Genomic DNA, 23,343 nt, shown 5'->3' with positions numbered 1-23,343 from the left:
CCTAAGTTGTTAGAGATAAGTAGCATACAAGCAAATCCCCCACAAAACCCAAGATTTTGTGGGGGACAAAATTTTACAGGTTGACTAATTGTCCAAGGTTTTAAGAATCAGGCATTCCTTTTGGGCGGATTCGCATCGTCGGCCTTAATGCCCCTGTAAGCGAAGTTAAACATGATATCACTGACTTCGTCCACGGATAATCTTCCTTTCATCGAGAACCAGACGCTGCTCCGGACAATTATGGATGCGATGAGATAGCCGGCAACCTTAACATCCGTGGTGGCAAAGTAGCCGGCGTCAATACCCCGTTGGATGACTTTATGCAGGATGCTGTCGTAGATGTCGCGCAGCCTGATGATTTCTTTCCGGTGCTCGCGGGATAAATATTTCATTCCTGTGTCGGATATCATTACGTTTGACTGTTTCAGACTGGCCAGGAAGCCGAAATGGCTCTTAATCAGTGACCGTAACTGTTCAACCGGGTTTATTTCTTGATCTTTTTCCAGGTATAGAATGGAGGAAACGCCCTGTTCGGTGATGCTCCTGATTACCTCGTACAGGATGTCTTCTTTGTTTTTAAAATAATTGTAAAAGTTGGCGGGTCTGCAGTTGCAGGCGTTGGCAATGTCTTTCATGCTTGTGTTGTGATATCCTTTTTGCCAGAAGAGCACTCCCGCCTTTTCAAGAATCCAGCTTTTCTTAATTGAAGTCTGCATTTCTTTACGTTGTTTTGTCCGGATCAACTTTCTGTCAAGCTCCCTTCATGCACTCTTAATATGGGACGTGGGTGAATTGTCGGTAATTAATTAGGATGGGCAGAAAGATAATATCACATAACCCGGATATTGTCAAAGCGCGGGCGAGAAGGGCGCTGCGGATGCCATACGGAGATAAATTGCATATTTGAAAGATTGGTGTTCCGTTTGATGAGCACAGAGCGATTATCAGATTTGCGCCGTGAAAATCAAGAAAATCTAGGAGGTTATTACATGCTGAAGGTGCCTGTAGCCGAATCGGTGGGCATGGTTCTCTGCCACGATATTACCAGAATTATCCCCGGACGCAAAAAAGAACGGGCCTTCCGGAAGGGTCAGCTCATTACGTCCGGAGATATTCCTAAACTCCTGGACTTGGGTAAAGCGCACATTTATGTTTGGGAACCGGCAAACGATTTAGTCCACGAAGACGAAGCGGCCCTGCGTCTGGCCAGGCTTGCCGCAGGGCCGGGCCTGATCTGGAATGAGCCCAGTCAGGGCAAGGTAAGCCTGCGGGCCGCCCACGACGGCCTTCTGAAAGTGCGGGGCGGCCGGTTGAACCGCCTCAACAGCCTGGACGGGGTGGTCCTGGCGACTGCGCACAACAACCGGGTGGTCTTTAAAGGGCAAATTGTCGCCGGCACCAGGGTGATCCCGCTGACGATCCAGCGTCATATCCTGGAGGAAGCGGACGAAATCTGCTCCGGGCCGGAGCCGTTGCTGTCTGTAAAATCTTTTCAGCCGCTTCGGGTTGGGATTGTAACTACCGGCAGCGAGGTTTACACGGGGCGCATCGAGGACGGCTTTTACAGTGTTGTCCGGGAAAAAGCCGAGTCCTTCGGCGCACTGATGCACGGCCATGTGATCGTGCCCGATGACCCGAACTGGATCGCCGCGGAAATACGCAGGATGATCGGTGAAGGTGTAGAATTAGTAATAGTAACCGGAGGCATGTCGGTAGACCCGGATGACGTTACCCCCACCGGGATCAAGGCTGCCGGGGCCGATGTCGTCTCTTACGGGGCGCCGGTGCTCCCGGGCTCCATGTTTATGCTGGCTTATCTGGGGGATGTGCCGGTGTGCGGCCTGCCGGGCTGCGTGATGTTTAACAAAACTACCGTTTTTGACCTTGTCCTGCCGCGTGTTTTCGCCGGTGAGCGGTTGAGCAAGGCAGATATTGTCGCCCTGGGACAGGGCGGGCTCTGTGAAGAATGCGAGGTTTGCCGCTATCCGGCGTGTTCATTCGGCAAGGCGGCAGAAATCTAATAGTAAGGGCGGGAGAAGTAGAGTGCTTGAAAATGTGGAATTGGAAAAGGCGCGGGAGTTGATCTTGAGCCGTGTCACGCTTTTGCCGGGGGAGACTGTTCCCCTGCTGCAGGCGTTGGGCTGTGTTATTTCGGAAGACATATATGCGGACCATGACCTGCCCCAATACCCGCAGGCTGCGGTAGACGGCTATGCCGTGCCCGCGGAAGGCGGGAGCGACCACACGCGCTTTGAGGTGAAAGAACGCCTCCTGCCGGGTGAAACTCCCCGCTCGGAGATCGGCCCCGGCCAAACTGTCGCAGTTGTTACGGGCGGTCCTTTACCTGCCGGCGCGGCGGCGGTTATTCCGCAAGAGGCTGCTGAACCGGAGGGCGAATACATTACTTTTCGAGGAAAGATCCCGCCTGGCGGCAACATTAAAGTGCAGGGAGAGGACTTTCACGCTGGAGATCGGTTTGCCCGCCAAGGCACCGTCCTTAATCCCGGGTTGGCCGGCGTGCTGGCGGCTTATGGGAAAACGGAGGTGGACGTGTTCAGGCGCCCGCGAGTCGCTATTTTAGGTTTGGGACCGGATATCGTTTCCTGCAGTGAAACACCGCGGCCGGGCCAGATGCGGGACAGCAACGGCTTGCTCCTGGCCGCGCTGGTGACGCGCGACGGAGGGCGGGTGACCAGCGTTGAATTGGCCGGCGCTGAAAGCTCCACGGAAATAAGACAACGGCTGGAGAAGCTGCTTCAGATGTCCGACCTCGTGCTCACTACCGGCGGGACGGCTTACGGGGTTGGTGATCAGGCTGTTTCCGTATTTAAACAAAGTGGAGCGGACTTGTTGTACTGGGGCCTCAAAGTAAAACCGGGCGGTCACGGCAGCGCTGCCGTCCGCGAAAACAAGCTGATCATTTCACTTTCCGGAAATCCGTCGGCGTGCGCGGTGGGGTATTACTTGCTGGCGGTGCCGGTTTTGCGCGCTTTGCAGGGGCTTGACCCCGGCCAAGTTCGCCTTGCGGCGGTTTGCGCCGATGCTTTTCCCAAAAGAGGCGGCCCCCGCCGTTTTCTGCAGGCAGTCGCGTTCTGCGGTCAAGCGGGATGGGAAGCGACCATATTGCCCGGCCAAAAATCCAGCATGATGCGGGCTTTAACCAGGGATTGCAACGCGTTGATTGATCTTCCGGCGGGGCACCCGCCTGTTGAAAGAGGCGCGAAGGTATCCATTATCCTTCTTAAACCTGCCCTAATCGGGAAATAAAATGAGATAAGCTGATCGAAATGATGAAAGGAGCTGAGCGCGAAGTGACTCAAAAGCAGCTTTATCAAGATCGTGAGATAATCGCTTATAAGCATGGTGAAGTAAAACCAGGCAGCGCCTCAATTGTTGAGGAGATACCGCTTACAATATATGTAAACGATGTTGAGCTGGCTACTTTAGTCTGTTCGTCGGGTGGGCACAAGGAACTGGCGGTAGGTTTCATGCTTAGTGAAGGAATGATTCAAAATCATGAGGAGATAAAGGATATTACCCTTAATGAAAGTGACGGGCTGCTGTGGATAGAAACCGCTTCCCCAGTGAAGCAGGTCGACAGTTTTTTGAAGCGGCAAATTACCAGCTGCTGTGGCAAGGGACGGGCGTCCCTCTACTTCGTCAATGATGTTTGTAACTTGCAGCCGGTGCAGTCATCAAAACAGTTCGCCGCCTCCCACCTGTTGAAAATGATCGGCGCGCTGGAGGAGGGCTCCGCTACTTTCCGCAAAACCGGCGGCGTGCATAGCGCGGCTTTGGCCGATAATACAGGGTTGCTGGCCATGTACGAGGATATCGGCCGCCATAACGCCGTGGACAAGGTTTTAGGCTATGCCGTTCTGAACCGTTTAGCGCCGGACGACAAGTTTTTGCTGCTGAGCGGGCGTGTGTCCTCGGAGATTTTAATTAAAGCCGGCCACAGCCATATACCCCTTGTGTTGTCACGCTCCGCCCCCACCTGCCTGGCAGTGGATTTGGCCGATCAGTTCGGCATCGCTTTGGTAGGATTTGCGCGCGGCGACGCAATGAGTGTATACAGCCACCCCGAGAAAGTGATTATGTAAAAGGGTGGCTGGTTATGTCTCAGCGATTATTCTCCCTGTTTCAGTCAAATCATAATCACCCAGTCCCCCAATCTCCGTTTTAAATTCACTGGATTGGAGTATTTCAAGCACCGCCTGAAACAGGGGTTTTTCCAAGTATTCTTTTTTTATAGCCAATTCGTAACGCTCTTTTTGCAGTGGGACAAAATCAATATTACGAACCTGAAAGGACGCCTTTTGGTTTCCTAAAGCCACATCGGCCTCTCCCCGGCCGACGGTGCTGGCCACGGCGAGGTGGGAAAACTCTTCTCTTTCATAACCGGAAATCAATCGCCTGTCCACACCCAATTTGTGCAGCCGTTCATCCAGCAGGACTCGCGTGCCGCTCCCTTTTTCCCGGTTTATAAAACGGAGGCCGGGTTGGGTCAAGTCGTTCCAGTCCATTATTTTTTTAGGGTTTTCCTTGGCCACGTAGAATCCCTGCATCCGGCAGGCCAAATGAATGATTATCATCGGGATGCCGGGGAGCAGGCGGCGCACATACGGAATGTTATATGTCCCGGTGTCTTCGTCCCAAAGATGAATCGCGGTCATATGAGCTTTCCCCTGGTAAACGGCTGATAGGCCGTCAAAACTGCCGATGTATGACCGGAAGGTGCGGGTTCCGTGCGGGTGCTGCTCAATATGGAGGGCCAGTATATCCAATAGAATATCCTGACCGCAGATCACCACCCCTTGGGAACATGGAGTTATCTGCGCTTTCATCTGCAAAGGATGAGACTCGTTTAACTGCAGGGTGTTTGAGTACGGCCGTTCCATTTTCTTGCCCTGATTTTTGTAGGTCTCAACGTCACGTATGTCAACCCGGTATTTGCGGCCTATCCGGTAGGCCGCGAGATCTCCCCGCTTGATTAATTCGTAAACCGTATTCTTGGCAATCTTCAGTATGCTTGCGACTTCTTCGGGAGTTAAAGAAGATTCTTCTCTCACACATGTTCCTCCCTTCACCAATTATGAATATTATTATATCCCATTTTTTTGTTTTTGGTAATCATCTTTGGGTATCTTTGTGGTATCTGATTAAGTTGGCAGGATAAATTGAGCAGTCTGATTGGTCATGGGACTCTGGACGGGTATTGTCAAGGATTTCTTAAAGGAGCCCATCTGTTTTTTCTTCTTCTTGTATTGACATTACACCGGGTGTGTGCTTATTATAAAGGCATGTCATCTTGAATTAATTAATGTTCGTTTATCATGTTGTTCATGGGTTTTATAGTTTATTTTTATGATATTTGATTTTGTTTTGTGTTTTATGAGAAATTGAAACAGGCTGCTGTTTTAAGCCTGGGACCTGAACTGGGGCCCGAACTAAGAGTAATATTGAATGGAGCCGGACAGAGAATTGGTAGAAGCAAGACAGCGCAAAGAAATGCAGACTTCAATTAAGAGCGGCATCTGGTTATCGGTGAAAGGAAGATTATCCGTGGACGAAGTCAGTGGTATCATGTTTAACTTTGCTTACAATAGCATTAGGGCCGGCCGACGATGATATCATATATTATGTAGGTTTTCATGAAGGCTCTTTAGTAGAGAACAAAAAACAATAATACGTAATTCAACTATATATATATTGACAACTATAGCAAGTTGTTTTATTATTTTTAGTACAATTATATATAGTTATGTCAAGTGCTGCGATTATTGACAGTATTGCAATTATTGCAAAGAGAGGGGATGTCCTACAGGGATGCGATAAGGAGGATGATAGCTTTTACTATGTAGCCTGAAAAATGTATCAATTGGGGAGAGAAGGAAGTAATGAAAAAAATATTTGTTTTTTTGACACTAATGCTGTTTGTCGTGGGGGCCGTTGCGGGCTGCGGAGGCGCCAAGGAGAAGGTAGAATTAACTGTTTCGGCAGCGGCCAGCCTGCAGGACGTCACGGGAGAATTAAAGGAAATTTATGAAAAGCAACATTCCGGCGTGACAATTACCTATAATCTAGCCTCTTCCGGGGCCCTGCAGCAGCAAATTGAACAAGGCGCCCCGGCCGACTTGTTTATATCCGCCGGCAAGTCCCAAATGGACGCCCTGGCTGGAAAAGGTCTGATAGTGGACTCTTCCCGCAAAGACCTGCTGGGCAACGAACTGGTGCTGGTGGCCGGGAAAGACAGCGCGCTCACGGGATTCGAGGGCTTGACCGACGCCAGCGTTAAAAGGATAAGTACTGGTGATCCTGATACTGTGCCCGCCGGCCAATATGCCAAAGAAACATTGACCAGCCTCAAGCTCTGGGACCAGCTTCAGCCCAAGATGGTTCCGGCCAAAGATGTACGCCAGGTGCTTACCTATGTGGAAACCGGCGATGTGGAGGCGGGCCTCGTTTACCGCACCGATGCTGCCATTAGCAAGGACGTTAAAATCGTGGCGGCTGCCCCGGCCGGCTCCAACAAGCCCATTGTTTACCCCATGGCCGTGATCAAGAGCACCAAGAACCAGAAGGAAGCAGAGGCGTTTGCCGCTTTCCTGCAGAGTGACGACGCAGTAAAGGTGTTCGAAAAATATGGCTTTAAAGTACTCAAGTAGTGCTATGGAGTTGAGATGTTCGCACAATTAACTGACTGGTACCCGGTGCTCCTTTCTGTCCGGGTGGCAGTCATCGCAACAGTGGTTGTTACCTGTCTCGGCTTGCCTGTGTCCCGGTTGCTGGCGCGGGGAGAGTTTTTCGGCAAAGACGTGCTGGAAGCGGTGATTACCTTGCCGCTCGTGCTGCCGCCTTCTGTCGTAGGCTATGGACTGCTCATTTTGATTGGTAAAAACGGCTTGCTGGGCAAAATGCTGGCTGAACTGGGTGTTACCTTGATATTCACCTGGTGGGCGGCCGTCATTGCTTCCACCGTGGTGGCTTTCCCGCTGATGTACCAGAGCGCCAAGGCAGCTTTTAAGAGCGTGGATATCAACTTTGAAAAAGCGGCCAGGACTCTGGGGGCCAGTGAACTGAGGATTTTTTTTACGATTACGCTGCCCCTGGCCTGGCCGGGCATTCTCGCGGGTCTGGTGCTGACCTTCGCCCGCGCGCTGGGTGAATTTGGCGCCACTTTGATGGTGGCGGGCAATATTCCCGGACAGACTCAGACTATTCCACTGGCTATTTATTTTGCCGTGGGAGCGGGGAAAAATGAAATGGCCAGAACGCTGGTCGCCGTTATTACAGTGTTTAGCTTTATAGTTATCTATTGGGTAAATCGTTGGGCAAAAAAGCATCAAAATTAATATTTGGTGATAAAAATAATGCTGGAAGTCAGGATTTCTAAAAAACTGTGGCACTTTAACCTGGAATTGGAAGTAAAAATTGATAATCAAATCCTGGTGCTGTGGGGTCCCTCCGGCGCCGGCAAGACTACAACTTTACATTGTCTGGCCGGCTTGCTGAAACCAAGCGACGGATTTATCAAGCTCAACGCTCAGGTTCTTTTTTCTTCTGACGAAAAGATCGATGTTCCCACCCGTCTGAGAAATGTCGGCTATCTTTTTCAGAATTACGCACTTTTCCCCCACATGACTGTGCGGCAAAATGTTTTATACGGACTGCGGGGGAAAAGGCGGGCGGGCACCAGTGGTGTGGATGCTGTTGAACTGCTGAATTCCTTTGGCGTGGGGCATCTCATTGAGCGATATCCCGGCCAGCTTTCCGGCGGGGAGAGGCAGCGGGTGGCCCTGGCCAGGGCGCTGGTTGTCCAGCCGCAGCTGCTCTTGCTGGATGAGCCGTTCAGCGCTCTTGATAAAAGCACTAGGGAGAGCTTAAGGCAAGAAGTGAAAAAGCTGCACCGGCAGTGGAAGATACCCTTTGTTTTGGTTTCCCATGACGAGGAGGACGCCCAATTTCTTGGTGATTTAATCGTTTCGCTGGAAAACGGGCGGTTTAGGGGCGATTCCCTGCAGGCAGTTTCAGTGCAATAGCCCCATTAAACAAGGGGCGTTGTTATGAGGAGATGACTGGTTTTGAAGAAAAAGCACAGGCAAATTTTAAAGATCGGGTTTTTGACGCTGTTGGTGTTGCTCTTGATTGCCGGGTGCGGCAAATCTTCCAGCCAGCCGGCGGGAGAGTCAAATACTCCGCCGGCGCAGGGGAAAGCGCCGTTATTCGCCTATGTCGGCGCCAACCTGAAAGATCCGGTCAGTGAGTTGGCGCAAGTTTATGAGCAAAGAACTGGAGTCAAGGTCGAGCTGACTTTTAATAACGCGGGGTCATTGCTGAACCAACTGGAAACGACGAAAAAGGGTGATATCTACATGCCGGGAGGCATGCCTTTTGTGGAGACGGCGAAACAAAAAGGCTGCATAGCCGAGATGGTTGGGCCGATTGCCTACCACACTCCGGTAATCATTACGCCGAAAGGCAATCCGGCTAAAATCAGCAAAGTGCAGGATCTGGCCCGGCCCGGCTTGAAGTTGGTTATTCCTGATAAAGAGGCTACCGCCATTGGTAAAACTGTTTTTAAAACATTTGACAAGCTGGGCATTACCGGGGAGATCGAGAAAAACGCACTGACTTATGTAGAGACGCCCGCAAAGGTTATCGCCACGCTGGGGATGGGCCAGGGAGACGCGGGTATTGTGGAATACAGCAACACATACCAAAACCTGGATAAGCTGGATGTGGTGGAAATCGATCCTTCGGTAAATATTGTTGATCAAATTCCCTGCACCATGCTTAGTTATAGTGATCAGCAAGAGCAGGCAAAAAATTTTCTTGAATTTATGAAAGAGGAAGGTCCGGCGGTTTTCAAAAAATACGGTTTTAAAACGGAAGCTTAATAGGGCAAAAGTCAGGTAATTTTATATGTTAACTACTCGTATAAATATTTTTCAGGGAGTTTTCTGGCTGATTTTTATCCTGATTACAATATTTTTGGTGGTGCTGGTCGGCGGCCTGTTGTTTTACGGGAAATGGGCCGCTTTTGTTTCCGTAATTCATCACCCGGAATTTCATTTCGCGGTCGTATTTACTCTGTGGACGTCACTTCTCGCCACTGCTTTGGCAGCCGTCGTCGCCGTTCCATGCGGTTTTATTCTATCCCGCTATAGTTTTCCGGGGAAAGTTTTAATCGACACATTGATGGACATACCAATCGTATTGCCGCCCCTGGTCAGCGGAATCGCCTTATTGATTCTGTTCGGCCCTGTTTTGGGGGATGCGCTTGCCCGCCTCGGCATGGACATTGTGTTTTCCACCCGTGGAGTTGTGGTTGCTCAGTGGTTTATCGCCACTCCTTTTGCCATCAGAACATTTAAACAAGCTTTTGACTCAATTGATCCCAGAATGGAGAATGTGGCGCGCACGCTTGGCTACTCCCCCGCGGGTGTGTTCGTGCGGGTGACCGTGCCGCTGGCAAAGGGGGGCATCCTGGGCGGGCTGACGATGGCATGGGCCAGGGCGCTGGGTGAATTCGGGGCGACCGCCATGCTGGCCGGCATAACCCGGCTGAAGACGGAAACTCTATCGGTGGCAATTTTTTTAAATATGTCCATCGGCGATATCCAGTTTGCCATGGCGACCGCAGTCATAATGCTGCTGGTGGCGCTGCTCCTGATGATTGCTTTCAAAGTTTTTGCCGGAACGGGGGTGCGTTTATAAATGAACCAGGACCTGCTTGAGGCATGTGCCCTGACCGTCAATGTCGGCAAATTTTCCCTCAAAAATATCGGGTTTTCAATGGGGCCGGATGATTATGTCGTTATTTTAGGGCCGACCGGCTGCGGCAAAACGGTTCTTCTTGAGTCGATTGCCGGGCTCCGGCTGCTGAACGGCGGAGCTTTGTTCTTAAGCGGCAAAGAAATCACTCATTTGCCGCCGGAGCGCAGACGTCTCGGGTTTGCCTACCAGGACAGCCTGTTGTATCCGTTCCTGACTGTCCAAGAAAACATTTTATTCGGCGCGAGGGCCAGGGGGCTGAAAGAAGCTCCTGAAATGAGGCGGCGGATGGCATACCTGGCTGAGACAATGAATATCACGCATCTTCTCGGCCGTTACCCGCGATTTTTGAGCGGGGGAGAAAGACAACGTGTTTCGCTGGCCAGGGCAATTTTGACCAAGCCTCCTTTGCTGCTGCTGGATGAGCCGCTTTCTTCACTTGACCGGCAGACCCGCCATGCCACGCAGGAACTGCTGAGGGAGATTCATCTTGCGGAAGGTATTGGAATCATTCACGTGACTCATGATTTTTCTGAGGCGCTGCAGTTGGGCAGCCATATGCTCATGCTGCATAATGGCCAGGTCGAGCAGGCCGGCAAGCCGCGGGATATCTTTTTTCACCCGGCTACCGAGTTTGCGGCGAAATTTTTGCATGGCGAGAACCTGATTCCGGGTAAAGTCGTCGGGCGGGAGGGTAAGCTGTGGTTTGAGCATGGCGGGGATATTCTCCTGGGGCCGCTGCCGGAATGCTGCCTGCCGAAAGGTTTAAGCCCCGCAGGCAATTCTTTAACTATGTTCATCAGGGCCGGCAGTATCCGCCTGAGCCGGGCCGGCGAGGCGCCTGCCGCAAACAGTTGGTCAGCGTTAATCAGTGATGTGATTATCAATTCAACACATGTCGATGTTTACTGTCACGGAAATGGCAGCAGTTGGCAATCCAGCTTGTCCCTGGCCGAGTGGCAGGGACTTGATTTGAGCAGGGGCGAACGGGTAAGACTATCGGTTGACCCGGAATATCTTCATGTTATTCCTCAATAAATAAGCCGCATTAGAGGCGAATCCGACAGGGCGACTTACGGCGACTTACCTGGGTGTTTTAAGGCCTGCGCCGGGGGAAGACTCCTCCGTGGATGGAGCGGATATCGGATATATTAAAGAAGGTATCCGGCTCAACCTCATCTATAGTTTTTAGGATATTGGCAAGGTTTTTCCTTTTTGCGGTGACGATCAGCACTCTCCGCATACCTGACCTGCCTTCTCCGGCAATTTTGGTGACACCGTAGTTTTCCTTCCTCAGCCGGGCAATCATTTCGCCGCTGGATGACATTGTCGGAAACACATGAATGATCACGTAGCCAAAGGCCATTTTTTCCTCAATAAAAGCCCCCACGATGTTCCCGGTGGCAAACCCTCCCGAGTAAGCGATTATTTTCAGGGGATCACTTATGCCGCCGGATATAACCGTACCTAAAACCAGCACAAAAACGGCCACCTCGAAAAATCCAATGACTGCCGCTGTTAAATAATAACCTCTTGTCAGCATCAAAAGCCGAAAGACATCAAGTGAGACATCCACTACTCTGGCGGCGAAAATTAAAAAATAGCCGTAAACGGGGTTTGTAAAGATGGTTTCCAGAATTTCCTCACCCTTCGATAAATATTTCGGTGATGCTCTTGTCGGTTTCCTATTGACAAGGCATTTTAATCATTTTTCCCTTAAACAAGAAGTCCAATACTTCGTTATACGGGGATTACGCTAAATTATGAGTTGCTTATTCTCTGGTTGGCATAATACCGTTGACGTCAAGTCATATGGATAGGCGTGGAATTTAATGATATTAATGCTATAATTAACTGTGCGGATGAACAAATTTGGCGGTGTATCGAATGCTCAATAGGAACGTCCGGGTGATCTAACTTTGTTCTGCGCAGGTATGTGTTATAATTAACGGCAGGAGGGATTCCGGTGAGTTATACGCCGATGATCAGGCAATACCTTGAGATCAAGAAACAATACCCCGATGCCGTTCTTTTTTTCCGCCTGGGCGATTTCTATGAAATGTTTTTTGAGGACGCGCACCTTGCTTCACGCGAGTTGGAGATAACCCTGACCGGCCGGGACGGGGGTGCCGGCGAGCGTGTTCCCATGTGCGGTGTCCCGTATCATGCCGCTGAAGGTTATATTGCCAAGCTGATCGATAAAGGGCACCGGGTAGCCATCTGCGAGCAGGTCGAAGACCCGTCTGCCGCCAAAGGTATCGTGCGGCGGGAAGTCACCCGGGTGATTACGCCCGGCACGGTCATGGAGAGCCAGCTTCTTGAGGATAAAAATAATAACTACCTGGTATGCGTGGCCCCGGTGCTGGAAGGATTCGGCCTCGCTGTTGCGGACATCAGCACGGGCACCTTTATGATTGCTTCATTTTCCGGTGTAAAGGCCCGGCTGGCGTTAACCGAGGAACTCGCCCGGCTCAGGCCGGCGGAAGTGATTGTTCCCCGGTCCCAGAGAGAGGTTCTTGCGGAAGACATGCGATTGATCGGCATGCCTGTTGTTAGCGGCTTCCGGGAAGACGCTTTTTCCCCGGTGCTGGCCGGACAGGCACTGGAAGCGCAATTTGGCCCGTCTTTTCGCGATCAGTGCGGGATATCCGACTTGGATTACCTGACGCCGGCGGCCGGCGCCCTGCTTATTTACCTGAAAGAAACGCAAAAAAGGGAACTATCTCACCTGAATAGATTTCAATTTTACCAGCCGGGCCGGTTCATGGTGCTGGACGCGGCCACCAGGCGCAATTTGGAGCTGACCAGGTCCATCGCGGACGGCTCCCGGCGAAACACCTTGCTTCATGTGCTGGATCACACTGTCACCGCCATGGGCGGCCGGTTGATGAAAAACTGGATCGAGCGGCCCCTCCTGGACAGCGATGAAATAGAGGCGCGGCTGGAGGCTGTCGCGGAACTGGCTGAAGAAGTTTTTTTGCGCCATGACTTGCGGGAAGGGCTAAAAAATATTTACGACCTGGAAAGGCTGTCCGGCCGGATATCTTTCGGCACGGCAAATGCCAGGGATCTGGTGGCCTTGAAAAAATCCCTGGCGCAGCTGCCGCAGATAAAGTCCTTGTTGGAGCAGGCAGATGCTTCCCTGCTGCGGGCAACCGGCAACGCCGTGGACTTGCTGGACGACGCCAGGACGCTTCTGGAGTCGGCTATAGAAGATGACCCGCCTTTGTCGCTGCGGGACGGCGGGATTATTAAAACCGGGTTTGACCCGGAGGTGGACCGGCTGCGTTTTGCCGGCCGGGACGGGAAATCGCTGCTGGCCGGTTTGGAAGAGCGGGAGCGGGCGCGTTCCGGCATTAAATCGCTAAAAGTCGGCTACAACAGGGTGTTCGGCTACTACATCGAGGTCACCAAATCCCACCTGCCGCTGGTTCCGGAGGATTATCAGCGCAGACAGACGCTGGCCAACGCCGAGCGGTTCATCACCCCGGAACTGAAGGAATATGAGGATATGATCCTGGGCGCTGAGGAACGGCTGGTGCAGTTGGAATACCATCTCTTTAACGAGATAAGGGAAAAGATATCCGCCATGAGCAGCCGCATCCAGACTACCGCCGGGGCGGTCGCCGGGACCGACGTCTTGCTGTCGCTGGGTGAGACCGCTGTCATGGATAATTATACCCGGCCGGTGATCAACAATGAGGGCAAAATTACGATCAGGGACGGACGTCATCCTGTACTGGAGAACGTGCTCGGACCCGGTCAGTTTGTTCCCAACGATACTGTCATGGACGACCTTGACAGCCGCCTGTTTCTCATCACCGGCCCGAACATGGCCGGAAAAAGCACTTACATGCGTCAGGTGGCCCTGATCGTCTTAATGGCCCAGATTGGCAGTTTCGTTCCGGCTTCGTTTGCCGGGACTTGCCTGGTGGACCGGATCTTTACCAGGGTGGGGGCTGCGGACGACCTGTCCGGCGGGCAGAGCACTTTCATGGTGGAGATGAACGAGTGCCGCGCCATTGTGACGGGCGCGACAAAGAGAAGCCTGATCATCATGGATGAGGTGGGGCGCGGCACCAGCACTTACGACGGCATCAGCATCGCCCGGGCGCTGGTGGAATATATTCACCGGCGGGTGGGTGCGAAAACTTTGTTTTCAACGCACTACCACGAGCTGACCGATCTTGATAATTTGCCGGGTATCGTCAATTATAACGTGGCTGTGGATGAGAGAGGGGAAGATATTGTTTTTTTGCGCAAGGTTGTGCCGGGAAAAGCCGACCGCAGTTACGGCATTCACGTGGCCAGGCTGGCCGGTTTGCCCGGTGAGATTATCCGCCGCTCGGCTGAAGTACTGGAAAGTTTGGAATCGGTAAAAGAACCGGCCCGGCAGGTGGCTGCCGCCGCGGAACCCGCGGAGAGCCTTGCCCCGGAGGAACATCCGGTTTTGCAGGAAGTGCGGCGTCTGGACGTGCTGCGGATGACGCCGCTTGAAGCCATTAACAAGCTTTGCCAATTGCAGAACGAGCTTAAGGAGTCAGGAGTCAGAATCAGGAATCAGGAGCAAGAAGTCAGGAATCAGGATTAGTAGTTAAATGAGAGAATGGTTTATCTGTAACGACTAAAGCTTGCAGGGGGGAGAACAATGTTTGTTGGTGTTGATGTGGGCGGAACTTATACCGACGCGGTGCTCCTTGATCATGAAGCTGTTCGCGCCACTGCCAAAATACCGACCAGGGCGGATTTGCTTGAGTCCGTTCTGGAAGCGCTCGATATTGTGCTGAAAGATGTGGACAACAAGGACCTGAAAAGGATCGTCATCAGCACGACAGTAATCACCAACCTCATCGCCGGGCGCAAGTACGATAAGGTGGCCCTTTTATTAATCCCCGGACCCGGTCTGAGTCACCGGTATTATGATTTCAAAACGAAGACAATCATCCTGACCGGCGCGATTGATTACCGCGGCCGGGAAATCGTGCCTTTGGACGAAAAGGAAATCGTGGCGGCGCTCTCGGAACTGGCTGCGGAGGGCTATAAAAAGGTGGGGGTGGCCGGTAAATTTTCACCCCGGAACAGTGCCCACGAGAAGCAGGTGGCGGCGATTATTCAAGAAAAATATCCGGATTGGCAGGTGGAATTGGGATTCCGCGCCGGTCCCCAGCTGAACTTCCCCAGGCGTGCGGCGACAACTTACCTGACCTGCGCCACCAGGGAGCCGTACCGTAATTTCGTCAACTCCGTCCGCCAAGCGCTGGAGAAGAGAAAGATAAGTGCCGAGGTGTTTATCTTGAAGGCGGACGGCGGCACGATGCCGCTGGATAAGTCCGTAGAACAGCCGGTGGAAACCATCTTTTCGGGTCCGGCGGCGAGCACGCTGGGAGTGCAGGCGCTGACTCCCCCCGACGAAACTGAGGTGGTCGTCGATATCGGCGGCACCACCACGGATATCGCCTTGATTCTGAACGGGCAGCCGCTGCTGTCGGCAAAGGGCGCCCGGGTTAACGAACAGCTGACCCAGGTGCATACCCTGGCCGTTAGATCGGTGCCTGTCGGCGGCGACAGCCTGCTGGAGCTTGCGGGGGATGAAATTGTTTTTCGCCCGGAAAGACTTGGGCCGGCTTATTGCATGGGCGGGCCGGCGCCGACGCCTACCGACGCGCTCAGAGTGCTTGGCCTGACCGCGCTGGGTGAGGAGGCCAAGGCCGAGGTAGCCATGGAGAAGCTTGGGGCGCCTCTCGGCTTGTCCGCCGCCGAGACAGCCGGGCGGGTAATCGATTTGATTGCGGACAGCATCACGGCGGAGGTGGAAAAAATGTTCCTGGAATGGGAACAGGAGCCTGCTTACCGTATTTGGGAACTGCTGCAGAAAAGAAAGGTGCGTCCCTCCATTGTCGCCGGCGTGGGCGGCGGAGCGGACGGCTTGATTCCCCAAATTGCCGCCAAACTGGGATGCGACCCGGTCATCCCTCCATACGCCCCGGTTGCGAACGCCGTGGGGGCGGCGGTGGCCAGGCCCACCCTTCAGGTGAGTCTGCGGGCTGACACCGAGCAAGGATATTACCAGATTCGGGAAGAAGGTTTTCAGGGTAAGATCGACAAGCGGTCATTCAACGAGCAAAAAGCGCTGGCGCTGGCCAGGGAAAAACTGCTCGAAAGAGCCGCCGATTACGGCTTGGCGGTAACGCCGGACGAGATCGAGGTAACTTACCGGGAAGTGTTCAATATGATCAGGGGCTGGGATACCTCCGGCCGCTTGTATGATTTTACTGTCCAGACTCCCAGGGGGATAACCTGCCGGATTGAGAAGGGGGGTAAATGAGTATGTCTAATGCCAGTGAAAAACCGACCGGTTTGATTTTTTTCCCGGCCTTTGACTGGGCTATTTCTCCCACCCACCCGGAAAGGGAGGAGCGTTTGCTTTACACCCGCGACCAAATTTTTGAGGAAGGGATAATGGATCTCCCGCAGGTATCGGAATATACTCCCGTCCTGGCAACCACCCATGATATTGCCATGACGCATTTCTGCGTGCCGCGCGTGGAGGACCAAGTCACCGAGGCGCACCTGATCGCGGCCGGCGCGGCCATTTTATTGGCCGACGAGATTGTTTCCGGCCAGATCAAAAACGGCTTTGCCCTGGTCAGGCCCCCCGGCCATCACTCCATGCGGGTGGTGCACGGCAACCGCGGTTTTTGCAACATCAACAACGAAGCGATCATGGTGAATTACCTGCGGCGGCGCAAGGGGATTAAGCGCGTGGCCATTATTGATTCGGATGTCCACCATGGCGACGGCACCCAGGACATCTTCTGGCACGATCCGGACGTTCTGTTTATCTCTTTCCACCAGGACGGACGCACCATCTTTCCGGGCACGGGGTTTACCAACGAACTGGGCGGCCCCGGGGCTTACGCCCGCACCATCAATATTCCGCTGCCCCCCGGAGCGACAGATGAGAGCCTGCTGTACATTGTTGACAACCTGATCCTGCCGGTTCTCAGTGACTTCAAGCCGGATTTCATCGTGAACTCGGCCGGCCAGGACAATCATTTCACCGACCCGCTCGGCAGCATGCGCTTTACCGCCCAGGGGTACGCCAGGCTGACCGAGAAATTGCGGCCGGACCTGGCCGTGCTGGAAGGCGGCTATGCCATTGAAACGGCATTGCCATACGTGAATATGGGGATCATTCTGGCGCTGGCGGGGCTTGACTACTCCGCAGTGCTTGAGCCCGACTACCAGAAGTTCAGGGAAAGCGCTGATTTAGCCGGACAGGTCCGCCGAATGGTCGACCAGCTATTGCAGCGGTGGGCTAAGCGTGACCAGGTATCGATCAGTCAAAGCGATATGACCGGCAACTATTTTCAACATACGAAAAGGATATATTACGATACTGATAACATTCAGGAAAACCAGCTTGAGAAGCTCAGACTTTGCGACAACTGCCCAGGCTATCTGTCAATTGAAACTAAAGCGAACCACGGCTACGGGCAGACCGGCGGAAAGGCCTTGTGCCTGTCAATTCCCATTGACGCCTGTGCCTCCTGCCGGACAGAGGCCGCGGATTTATATGAAAAGGCAAAAAAGGCAAGGACATACTCGTATGTATATTTGCAAGATAAGTCAGCCGATCTTTTCCTGGGTTACGATACCGCTAACGGCAAGGAGTGGCGTTCGGAAGGTAGCTAAGTTTGATTGGTTGCAAATATTGTACCTTACCTTATAAGAGAGTGCTAAGAGGCTTTGCTTGTAAAATGAGGCTCAACAGCCGGATAATTGCCGATTGTTGAGCCTTAACAATATCCAGGCAGCACCAAAGAATAAATCACCGCTTCCAGGGTTTTTCTTTTGGATCGCGCCGGCGCGTGTTATAATGAACAGCAGGTACATAAAAATGCCTGTGTTGCTAAGTTCTAGACTTTACCCGGGGCAAATAATGTCCGGGATAGAATGGCGGGGTGCGGTATTGGCGGGCATAGTTATCCTGGATGAATTCACAGCCGGCCAGATTGCTGCCGGTGAAGTGGTTGAGCGGCCGGTGTCGGCAGTGAAAGAACTGGTGGAAAACGCCCTGGATGCGGGCGCTACCAGGATCGCCGTTGATCTTGCGGAAGGCGGCCTGTCTCGGATCACTGTTTCAGACAACGGTTGCGGGATGTCCGGGGAAGATGTCCGGCTGGCTTTCCTGCGCCATGCCACCAGCAAGATTAGAAGCGCCGCTGATTTGCGCCGGGTGAACACGCTCGGCTTCCGCGGGGAGGCGCTGCCCAGTATTGCGGCGGTCGCCAGAGTGGCCATGACCACCCGCGTGCCTGGCTCGGTGGCGGGGACGCGCGCTGAGTTACAGGGGGGGGCACTTGCCGCTGTGAGTCCGGCCGGGTGCGCGCCGGGCACTACTGTTGAAGTTAATGACTTGTTCTATAATACGCCGGCCAGGCGCAAAGCGATGAAAAGCCCTGCCGCTGAAGGCGCGTTGTGCGGGGAGTTGGTATCTAAGATGGCCCTGGCCAGGCCTGGTGTCCGTTTTGAACTGTTGACCCAGGGCAGGCGTGTTTTTTATACACCCGGCACCGGCAGGCTGATTGACGCCGTGACAGCCGTTTACGGTCCGGGGCAGGCCAAGGAAATGATTGCGGTGAGTGCGGCGGATGGGGACCTGGGCATCGACGGTTATGCCGGGAAGCCATCACTAAGCCGCAGCACGCGCAGTCACCTGACCGTTATTATCAATGGCCGTTACGTGCGCTGCCCGGCTGTCGCCGCGGCGGTTGAAAACGCTTACCGCGGCCTGCTGTTCCCGGGACGCAGGCCGGTGGCTGTCCTGTCTTTAATTGTGGCGCCGGAACAGCTGGATGTGAATGTGCACCCGGCAAAATCGGAAGTGCGCCTCTTGGAGGAAAAGAGGGTTGCCGCCCTGGTTGCCGGAGCGCTGAGGAGCGTGCTGCGCGGGGACTCGGTTATTCCTTCCGCAATTGCTGAACGAACTAATCCGTACCATTACAAAGAGCCGGTCAAAACTGCTTTCGAGCAGGTGCCGGCGATATTTCCGCCGGAGGCAAGACGTGAGCGGCCGGTTGCCGGGCCGGAGCCAACGGAGCCGTTTGAAATAGTTGCAAAAAAAGGTAGCGAGGTTGTAAACAACCGGCTCGAAAAATCCGTTTTGCCGCTGGAACGAAAAAAATTTCCTATTCTTCACCCGCTGGCCCAATTGCTCCCGACGTATATTCTAGCAGGGGGGGAAGACGGTCTTTATATCATTGACCAGCACGCCGCCCACGAGAGGGTTCTCTACGAGGAATGCCTGGCCGGTCAGGGCAATTATCCCAGTCAGCTGCTTCTTGTTCCGGAAACGCTGGAGCTTGAATACGGCGAAACCTCGATTATCGTTGAATTGCTGCCCCGGTTTAGCGAAGCAGGCTTTGTCATTGAACATTTCGGCGGCAAAACGTTCTTGCTCAGGGGAGCGCCGTCCTACCTGCCGGCAGGCCGGGGGAAGGAGCTATTCCTGGACATGGTTGATTTCCTCAAGGAAAAAGGTTTTGTTCCGGAGCAAGCTGAATTTTTAAAACGGCTTGCTTCCTCGATTGCTTGCAAGGGAGCGATAAAAGCCGGGGAAAAAATGCCGTTTAGCGCTATGGAAGCTTTACTGGAAAGGTTGGCCCGGGCGGAGAATCCATTTACTTGCCCGCACGGCAGACCCACGATTATCCATCTTTCCAACCGTGATCTGGAAACCCGTTTCAAGAGGTAGCGTAATGAAACCGCTTAGATTTGCTGTCACGACATCGCATAAGCAGACGTCAGATTTGGTGGACGGCGCCAAACAGATCGCCGGGGAATTGGCAGCGCGGTACGTGGAAAGAAACAAGCGGTCTCTGGGGACTCTGTCGGAGGACCTCGGTGTGGCGGGCATGTTGGTGGTTGCATCCAAAAAAATATCATTTGTGTCCCGCGCGGGGGAATTTTTTTTCCACCCGGGTCTGGCCGGGTTGCGTATAAATGAACTAAAAAATGGGAAAACTGACCAGATGATTGACGCCATGTCCATCGACGCGGGCGACAGTGTTTTGGATTGTACACTGGGTCTGGGGACAGATGCCGTTGTAGCCAGTTATGCTGTCGGCAACAACGGCCGGGTAGTCGGATTGGAAAATTCGCCGGTTATAGCGTATCTGGTGAAATCCGGTCTTGCTTCTTACCCGGAAGCTGATGGAGACACTGCCGCCGCCATGCGCAGAGTGGAGGTGGTTCAGGCGGATCACCGTGATTACCTGCGGAAGCTGCCGGCAGGCAGTTTCGATGTGGTGTATTTTGATCCCATGTTCCGCCTGCCCGGGCGGCGGTCGCCGGCTATAAACGCCTTGCGCGTCCTGGCTGATTCCGAACCGCTTGGCCGGGAAACAATCAACCTCGCTGTAAAAATAGCGAACAAGCGGGTGGTGGTCAAAGAAAGGCGGGACAGCGCGGAATTCGGGCGCTTGGGCTTTGAAAAAATACACGGGGGGAGGTATGCCCCAGTAGTATACGGGGTAATAAACTGTCAAGGTCTATAATATGTGTGAGAAAAAGAATTATTTGCCGCCCCTGCTGGTGATTGCCGGGCCGACGGCGACGGGGAAAAGCGAAATGGCGGTAGATGTGGCCGGAGCAATCGGCGGTGAAGTCGTGTCGGCGGACTCCATGCTGGTTTACCGGCAGATGGATATCGGCACCGCGAAACCGACGAGAGAGGCAATGCGCGGTATAACACACCACCTGATTGATATAGTAAATCCCGATGAAGAATACAGCGTGGCGGTTTACCAAAAGCAAGCCAGGGAGATAATCGCGGATATCCGGGCCAGGGGCGGAGTACCTGTGCTGGCCGGCGGCACCGGGCTATATATCAGATCAGTCATTGACCGCTACGATTTTACCGGTGCGTGCCGCGATGAATCGTTGCGGCTGAAGCTGTTAAATGAAGCCCGGGACAATGGTTTCGAGTCGCTTCACCAGCGGCTGGCTGAAGTCGACAGGCAATCGGCGGTTAAACTGCACCCCAGGGATGTGCGGCGGGTAATTCGTGCGCTAGAAGTATATTACCTCACAGGGAAGCCGCTTTCCAGCTACCGTAAACTGGAAAAACGCGCCGACCCATTATATAATTTGGTTTTTATTGGTTTAACAATGGCCAGGGAGAAACTCTACCGGCGGATTGAGCAAAGAGTGGAAGCAATGATTGAAGCGGGACTGGTGGGTGAAGTGCAAAGGCTTCTTAACGCCGGATATAGTCCCGGGCTTACTTCAATGCAAGGATTGGGCTATAAGGAAATAATTGCCCATCTGACAGGGGAAGTTTCTTTACCGGAGGCGGTTGCACTGTTAAAGAGGAATACCAGGCGTTTCGCCAAAAGACAACTGACCTGGTTCCGGCGTGACGAACGGATCAAGTGGCTGGAGATAAATCCTGCAGAGGGATTGCAGACGGCCGCAAAAGAAATTATCAGTAATATTGAAGGAGTATTTTAAGATTTATAGAAACTTAAAAGAAAATTTCCAACGGAGGGATCTCCTATGACCAAACCACAAATTAATCTACAAGACGCTTTTTTAAACCAGTGCCGGAAGGAGAATATCCCCGTTACCATTTTCCTCGTCAATGGTTTTCAGCTAAAAGGCATGGTAAGGGGCTTTGATAACTTTACAGTAATCCTGGAAAGCGACGGGAAGCAGAAAATGGTTTATAAACATGCCATCTCCACGGTTGAACCCTTTAAACCTGTTAATACAACTTTTACGGAAACAAAGAGCGCTTATTAAAATTTACCTGGACTGAACACAACGACCCCTCTGCCGAGGGGCTTGCTTTTTTGGTCGTAATAGTCCGGCTCGGGCGTATAATGTTAATGATAAAGCCCGAGAGGTGGCTGAAGCACGGTGAAGGTAATAAAAAAATGGGACATCCGGGAACTTGGAGGGGGCGGAGGGCAAGGCGGCCGGAACAAGAAAAGGAACGTCCTGACCCTGCAGACTGCCGCCAAGTCTGCTCATGCCGGGGATGAACAATGCCTTCGTCAAAACACCGGAGATGTTATGCAGGAATTGTATAACCTGGTTGGCCTGCAAGAAGTGAAAAAGTTAATAGAAGAAATTTATGCGTTTGTGGAGATCCAAAGGCGGAGACAAAAAGAAAAGCTGGCTGCGGAGCCTCTTGCGCTGCATATGATTTTCAAGGGCAACCCCGGCACGGGCAAAACCACTGTGGCCAGAATACTGGGCAAGCTGTTCAAAGAGATTGGCGTGTTGCCCAAAGGGCATCTTGTTGAAGTGGAAAGGGCCGACCTGGTGGGTGAGTTTATTGGTCATACCGCCCTGAAAACAAGAGAGCAGATCAAAAAGGCGCTGGGAGGCATCTTGTTTGTAGACGAGGCATATGCGTTGGCCAGGGGCGGTGAAAAGGACTTCGGCAAAGAGGCCATCGACACCATGGTCAACACGATGGCAAACAATACTATGTACTTTATGGCCATGATATACCAAGACCTCAGAAGACTTTCGAAACTATGACAGATGCCCTTGCTAACAGGGTGGACGAGTTTGAACAACTGTATAAAGTTGAGAATATGACAATCCAAGAAATTGCAGAGCGGGCTGGTGTGGATTGGTGGGCAATAAACATCTGTGCTCAGACACATGGACCGAGCTTTGGGCCGCTTCATGGACATCATGGTAGTGATTACTACAAGAGACAAATCACACGGTATTTTAGGAAAGATTATTGACGCGATAATTTCAAGAAGTTACTCATATTCCTGCTCCCATTCGCATCATCACCGTCACCATCGTAGTTCATGGTCTTAAAGTTTAATAAAACCAGTATGAAAAAAGCAAGCTCGCAAGCATCAGCCAGAGAGCTTGTTATTGAAACAACCTGTCTGGAGATTTAGATGGAGCACGAAAGGATACCTAAAATCTTAAATACTATAGCTTTTACGATATATGGAATAATACCGCAACAACCAGTAATAAAGCTAACCAGCAGTGAGAACGGGAAAACGGCTTCTGCCTAATCGCGAATGTTGCCAGTATTACTACAACCAACAATCCCAACCAGCTTATTACTCCAGTCAGCATGTCAATTCTCAAAAATTTGCCCCAATGCCAACTGCCCCTCCCAATAAGTGCGAGTATCCCGTGGGTAGTTAAGACTACTAAGCTGGTTATGGCAAGTGAATGGTGATAACGAGCAAAATATATTGCTACAGAACTTGATCGTTTTAAACGGCGAACAAAGTAGGGAACTAGAGTGCTGGCAAAAAGGAGGAAGCCGACCCAACCAAACAACTCGGTTATATTAATCACCTCATTTAACAGTACCTTTTTATAAATTTTACCATAAGTCCCTACGCAAAAACAGTGCACAGATAATAAAAGCGTGGTGGGGTTATATTGACTATATCTTTAGGAAATGCAGAGCTTTACTTTGCCACAAAAGTCCTTCATAATGACGAATGGGTTCAGGCTGATGCTTCTCAAAAACAATGTGCTTTAAACGCTGCCACAGAGCAGCTTGCCTCCTAA

20 protein-coding genes and 1 pseudogene are annotated in these 23,343 nt (G+C 52.4%); 18 read left to right on the top strand and 3 right to left on the bottom strand.

Features of this window, described 5'->3' with window-relative positions:
• Positions 1–107: 107 nt before the first annotated feature.
• Positions 108–743 (bottom strand): TetR/AcrR family transcriptional regulator, encoded by a 636-nt coding sequence (locus tag L9W92_RS00870; RefSeq protein WP_240081874.1) that lies wholly within the window; start codon positions 741–743, stop codon positions 108–110.
• A gap of 246 nt (positions 744–989) precedes the next feature.
• Between L9W92_RS00870 and L9W92_RS00865 the strand changes: the two genes are divergently transcribed.
• Genes L9W92_RS00865 through fdhD form a run of 3 tightly spaced genes read left to right on the top strand, consistent with a single transcriptional unit; the run spans position 990 to position 4,103 of the window.
• Positions 990–2,021, top strand: coding sequence for a molybdopterin-binding protein (locus L9W92_RS00865; protein ID WP_240081873.1), 1,032 nt, complete (start codon positions 990–992; stop codon positions 2,019–2,021).
• A 22-nt stretch (positions 2,022–2,043) separates the two neighbouring features.
• Complete coding sequence (locus L9W92_RS00860) at positions 2,044–3,267, top strand: molybdopterin molybdotransferase MoeA (RefSeq protein WP_240081872.1); 1,224 nt, start codon at positions 2,044–2,046, stop codon at positions 3,265–3,267.
• A gap of 20 nt (positions 3,268–3,287) precedes the next feature.
• Entirely contained in the window at positions 3,288–4,103 is an 816-nt protein-coding gene (gene fdhD / locus L9W92_RS00855) for a formate dehydrogenase accessory sulfurtransferase FdhD (RefSeq protein ID WP_240081871.1), read from the top strand.
• Positions 4,104–4,115: 12 nt separating this feature from the next.
• Here fdhD and L9W92_RS00850 read toward each other — a convergent pair whose 3' ends face one another.
• On the bottom strand, positions 4,116–5,072 hold the full coding sequence (locus tag L9W92_RS00850; protein ID WP_240081870.1) for a substrate-binding domain-containing protein: 957 nt from the start codon (positions 5,070–5,072) through the stop codon (positions 4,116–4,118).
• A gap of 394 nt (positions 5,073–5,466) precedes the next feature.
• On the opposite strand from L9W92_RS00850, the gene L9W92_RS00845 reads away from it, so the two are divergent.
• The 7 genes from L9W92_RS00845 (at position 5,467) to L9W92_RS00815 (ending at position 10,815) form a co-directional block, all read left to right on the top strand.
• Positions 5,467–5,631: a hypothetical protein gene (locus tag L9W92_RS00845; protein ID WP_240081869.1), complete on the top strand. Its 165-nt coding sequence runs from the start codon at positions 5,467–5,469 to the stop codon at positions 5,629–5,631.
• Positions 5,632–5,900: 269 nt separating this feature from the next.
• Entirely contained in the window at positions 5,901–6,668 is a 768-nt protein-coding gene (gene modA / locus L9W92_RS00840; RefSeq protein WP_240081868.1) for a molybdate ABC transporter substrate-binding protein, read from the top strand.
• A 15-nt stretch (positions 6,669–6,683) separates the two neighbouring features.
• Positions 6,684–7,355 carry a molybdate ABC transporter permease subunit gene (gene modB / locus L9W92_RS00835; RefSeq protein WP_240081867.1) on the top strand — a complete coding sequence of 224 codons (672 nt, stop codon included), beginning with the start codon at positions 6,684–6,686 and terminating at the stop codon, positions 7,353–7,355.
• Positions 7,356–7,373: 18 nt separating this feature from the next.
• On the top strand, positions 7,374–8,042 hold the full coding sequence (locus tag L9W92_RS00830) for an ATP-binding cassette domain-containing protein (RefSeq protein WP_240081866.1): 669 nt from the start codon (positions 7,374–7,376) through the stop codon (positions 8,040–8,042).
• A gap of 42 nt (positions 8,043–8,084) precedes the next feature.
• On the top strand, positions 8,085–8,900 hold the full coding sequence (modA, locus tag L9W92_RS00825) for a molybdate ABC transporter substrate-binding protein (RefSeq protein WP_240081865.1): 816 nt from the start codon (positions 8,085–8,087) through the stop codon (positions 8,898–8,900).
• Between the two features lie 25 nt (positions 8,901–8,925).
• On the top strand, positions 8,926–9,720 hold the full coding sequence (locus L9W92_RS00820; protein WP_240081864.1) for an ABC transporter permease: 795 nt from the start codon (positions 8,926–8,928) through the stop codon (positions 9,718–9,720).
• A complete protein-coding gene (locus L9W92_RS00815) occupies positions 9,721–10,815 on the top strand; it encodes an ABC transporter ATP-binding protein (protein WP_240081863.1) in 1,095 nt (364 codons plus the stop codon). It abuts the gene before it with no gap.
• A 58-nt stretch (positions 10,816–10,873) separates the two neighbouring features.
• On the opposite strand, the gene L9W92_RS00810 is transcribed toward L9W92_RS00815, so the two are convergent.
• Positions 10,874–11,353 (bottom strand): DUF2179 domain-containing protein, encoded by a 480-nt coding sequence (locus L9W92_RS00810; RefSeq protein WP_240081862.1) that lies wholly within the window; start codon positions 11,351–11,353, stop codon positions 10,874–10,876.
• Positions 11,354–11,758: 405 nt separating this feature from the next.
• Here L9W92_RS00810 and mutS point away from each other — a divergent pair, with 405 nt between their 5' ends.
• The 8 genes and pseudogenes from mutS to L9W92_RS00770 form a co-directional block, all read left to right on the top strand.
• On the top strand, positions 11,759–14,368 hold the full coding sequence (gene mutS, locus L9W92_RS00805) for a DNA mismatch repair protein MutS (protein ID WP_240082154.1): 2,610 nt from the start codon (positions 11,759–11,761) through the stop codon (positions 14,366–14,368).
• A 57-nt stretch (positions 14,369–14,425) separates the two neighbouring features.
• Positions 14,426–16,102: a hydantoinase/oxoprolinase family protein gene (locus L9W92_RS00800; RefSeq protein ID WP_240081861.1), complete on the top strand. Its 1,677-nt coding sequence runs from the start codon at positions 14,426–14,428 to the stop codon at positions 16,100–16,102.
• A gap of 2 nt (positions 16,103–16,104) precedes the next feature.
• A complete protein-coding gene (locus L9W92_RS00795; protein ID WP_240081860.1) occupies positions 16,105–17,472 on the top strand; it encodes a histone deacetylase family protein in 1,368 nt (455 codons plus the stop codon).
• A gap of 184 nt (positions 17,473–17,656) precedes the next feature.
• Positions 17,657–19,534 carry a DNA mismatch repair endonuclease MutL gene (gene mutL, locus L9W92_RS00790; protein WP_240081859.1) on the top strand — a complete coding sequence of 626 codons (1,878 nt, stop codon included), beginning with the start codon at positions 17,657–17,659 and terminating at the stop codon, positions 19,532–19,534.
• A 4-nt stretch (positions 19,535–19,538) separates the two neighbouring features.
• Complete coding sequence (locus L9W92_RS00785) at positions 19,539–20,336, top strand: class I SAM-dependent methyltransferase (RefSeq protein ID WP_240081858.1); 798 nt, start codon at positions 19,539–19,541, stop codon at positions 20,334–20,336.
• 1 nt (position 20,337) lies between these two features.
• The gene (gene miaA / locus L9W92_RS00780; protein ID WP_240081857.1) at positions 20,338–21,291 is read left to right on the top strand and encodes a tRNA (adenosine(37)-N6)-dimethylallyltransferase MiaA; all 954 of its coding nucleotides are present in this window, start codon (positions 20,338–20,340) and stop codon (positions 21,289–21,291) included.
• Positions 21,292–21,336: 45 nt separating this feature from the next.
• Positions 21,337–21,582 (top strand): RNA chaperone Hfq, encoded by a 246-nt coding sequence (gene hfq / locus L9W92_RS00775; protein ID WP_240081856.1) that lies wholly within the window; start codon positions 21,337–21,339, stop codon positions 21,580–21,582.
• A 204-nt stretch (positions 21,583–21,786) separates the two neighbouring features.
• Positions 21,787–22,272: pseudogene (locus tag L9W92_RS00770) on the top strand (AAA family ATPase); the annotation flags it as partial.
• Positions 22,273–23,343: the final 1,071 nt, after the last annotated feature.

Source organism: Pelotomaculum terephthalicicum JT (assembly GCF_022410535.1).
In the GTDB taxonomy this organism is placed as follows: Bacteria; Bacillota; Desulfotomaculia; order Desulfotomaculales; family Pelotomaculaceae; genus Pelotomaculum_D; species Pelotomaculum_D terephthalicicum.
This window is presented reverse-complemented; position numbering and strand designations above follow the sequence as displayed.

Coding starts and splice junctions, on each gene's coding strand:
- L9W92_RS00815 (WP_240081863.1), top strand. CDS start 9,721: ATGAACCAGGACCTGCTTGAGGCATGTGCCCTGACCGTCAATGTCGGC.
- hfq (WP_240081856.1), top strand. CDS start 21,337: ATGACCAAACCACAAATTAATCTACAAGACGCTTTTTTAAACCAGTGC.
- fdhD (WP_240081871.1), top strand. CDS start 3,288: ATGATGAAAGGAGCTGAGCGCGAAGTGACTCAAAAGCAGCTTTATCAA.
- L9W92_RS00830 (WP_240081866.1), top strand. CDS start 7,374: ATGCTGGAAGTCAGGATTTCTAAAAAACTGTGGCACTTTAACCTGGAA.
- modA (WP_240081868.1), top strand. CDS start 5,901: ATGAAAAAAATATTTGTTTTTTTGACACTAATGCTGTTTGTCGTGGGG.
- miaA (WP_240081857.1), top strand. CDS start 20,338: ATGTGTGAGAAAAAGAATTATTTGCCGCCCCTGCTGGTGATTGCCGGG.
- modB (WP_240081867.1), top strand. CDS start 6,684: ATGTTCGCACAATTAACTGACTGGTACCCGGTGCTCCTTTCTGTCCGG.
- L9W92_RS00865 (WP_240081873.1), top strand. CDS start 990: ATGCTGAAGGTGCCTGTAGCCGAATCGGTGGGCATGGTTCTCTGCCAC.
- L9W92_RS00800 (WP_240081861.1), top strand. CDS start 14,426: ATGTTTGTTGGTGTTGATGTGGGCGGAACTTATACCGACGCGGTGCTC.
- mutL (WP_240081859.1), top strand. CDS start 17,657: ATGAACAGCAGGTACATAAAAATGCCTGTGTTGCTAAGTTCTAGACTT.
- L9W92_RS00845 (WP_240081869.1), top strand. CDS start 5,467: ATGGAGCCGGACAGAGAATTGGTAGAAGCAAGACAGCGCAAAGAAATG.
- mutS (WP_240082154.1), top strand. CDS start 11,759: ATGATCAGGCAATACCTTGAGATCAAGAAACAATACCCCGATGCCGTT.
- L9W92_RS00795 (WP_240081860.1), top strand. CDS start 16,105: ATGTCTAATGCCAGTGAAAAACCGACCGGTTTGATTTTTTTCCCGGCC.
- L9W92_RS00820 (WP_240081864.1), top strand. CDS start 8,926: ATGTTAACTACTCGTATAAATATTTTTCAGGGAGTTTTCTGGCTGATT.
- L9W92_RS00785 (WP_240081858.1), top strand. CDS start 19,539: ATGAAACCGCTTAGATTTGCTGTCACGACATCGCATAAGCAGACGTCA.